The following is a 1509-nucleotide window of genomic DNA, read 5'->3' as shown; positions in this document are numbered from 1 at the left end:
AGCAGCACCGTGCTCCAGAGAAAGCCGACGACGAGACCCGACCATCCTGCGATCAGGAAGCACAGCCCTGCCAGCACCAGCGCCGGCAGCAGTTCCAGCCGATGCAGCCACATCAGTTCGGGATAGGCGGCGAGATCGCCGACCTTCACGAGGTCAGTCGCGTCGTGCCGTCGATAGAAAATCCAGCCGAGATGACTGTAGAGGAAGCCGCGGTGACGCGGTGAATGGACGTCGTTTTCGGTGTCGGAATGCAGGTGATGGTGCCGATGCTTGGCCGCCCACCACAACACGCTCTTCTGCGCGGTGCTTTGCGCAAGGCAGGCCAGGATGAACTGAAACACCCGGCTCGTTGCAAACGCCCGATGCGAGAAATAGCGATGGTAGCCCGCGCCGATCGCGAACATCCTCAAGCAATAGAGTGAGACGCAGATCGCGACCGCCTGCCAGGTGACGCCCGACCAGATTGCCCCCAGGCAGCCGAGGTGGACCAGCAAGAACGGCAGGGCGGATGGATACATGACGTCGTCATGCTGGTCGTCGGCGGGGGCGTTGGGCGACATATTTGAGCGTGACCTCGGATGACGTGGGAAGAGGATTGATCCGGCGCTGACGGCCCGAGGGTACGAAAAACCCGCGGATGGCAGACCACCGCGGGTTTGGGCCGAAAGAACCTACGGACTATACGGGCGGGGCTCTCCGGCAAGCAAGCTCGTTGCCGGGCGTTCGGCGACCGCATGTCGCTGACGTCAATTGGCGCACCGGCTCTCTGGCTCCTATATTCGTCGATGAGAAGCAAGCGTCAAAACACCGCAGGCGGCGAAGATGGCGGAAGCTGCGATCAAGGCGAGCGATATCCTCTGGCAGGAGATACGCGGCGAGGCAGAGCGCGCAGCAGCGGCGGATCCCGTCTTCGGCAGGGCTCTCGCCGATGCCGTCCTTGCCCATGACGATTTCGCCGCCGCCTTGGCCGACCTGATCGGACGCCGGCTGGGCGGCAGCGCCGCCGATCGCGAGCGCTTAACGACGTTTTCCCGCGATGCCTTTCACGGCCAGCCGGATCTGGTCGAAGCGGCCGGCCGCGACCTTCGCGCCATCGTGCTCCGCGATCCCGCCATCGCCGGACTGTTGCCGCCGCTGCTGCACTTCAAAGGGTACGTCGCGCTGCAAGCTTGGCGCGTCTCGAACTGGCTCTGGCGTCACGATCATCGCGACGCCGCGCTGCTGTTTCAGAATGAGGCTTCGAACGCGCTTCAGGTCAGCATTCATCCGGCGGCCGACATCGGGTCCGCCGTCTATCTCGACCACGCCACCGGCATCGTGATCGGCGCCAACGCCGTCGTCGGCGACGAGGTCACCATCCTGCAGAACGTCAGCATCGGACGCCATGGCGGCCTGCCGATACGCTCGCCTCGCATCGGTCGCGGCGTGTTCATCGGCTCCGGCGCGACCATCCTCGGCGACATCGAGATCGGCGATTTCGCCAAGATCGGCGCCGGGACTGTCGTGACG

At 64.5% G+C, this 1509-nt stretch carries 2 protein-coding genes; one reads left to right on the top strand and one right to left on the bottom strand.

Annotated elements, in window-relative coordinates:
- On the bottom strand, positions 1-560 hold a 560-nt coding region (locus JHD07_RS09475; protein ID WP_366864179.1), incomplete at its 3' end, for a fatty acid desaturase.
- 262 nt (positions 561-822) lie between these two features.
- Here JHD07_RS09475 and JHD07_RS09470 point away from each other — a divergent pair.
- Positions 823-1509: serine acetyltransferase (locus JHD07_RS09470; RefSeq protein WP_291621346.1), on the top strand; the 687-nt coding region annotated here is incomplete at its 3' end.

The sequence above is a fragment of the Bradyrhizobium sp. genome, assembly GCF_016462955.1.
Lineage (GTDB): Bacteria > Pseudomonadota > Alphaproteobacteria > Rhizobiales > Xanthobacteraceae > Bradyrhizobium.
The sequence above is the reverse complement of the archived record's forward strand: the minus strand, read 5'-3'. Positions and strand labels throughout refer to the sequence as shown.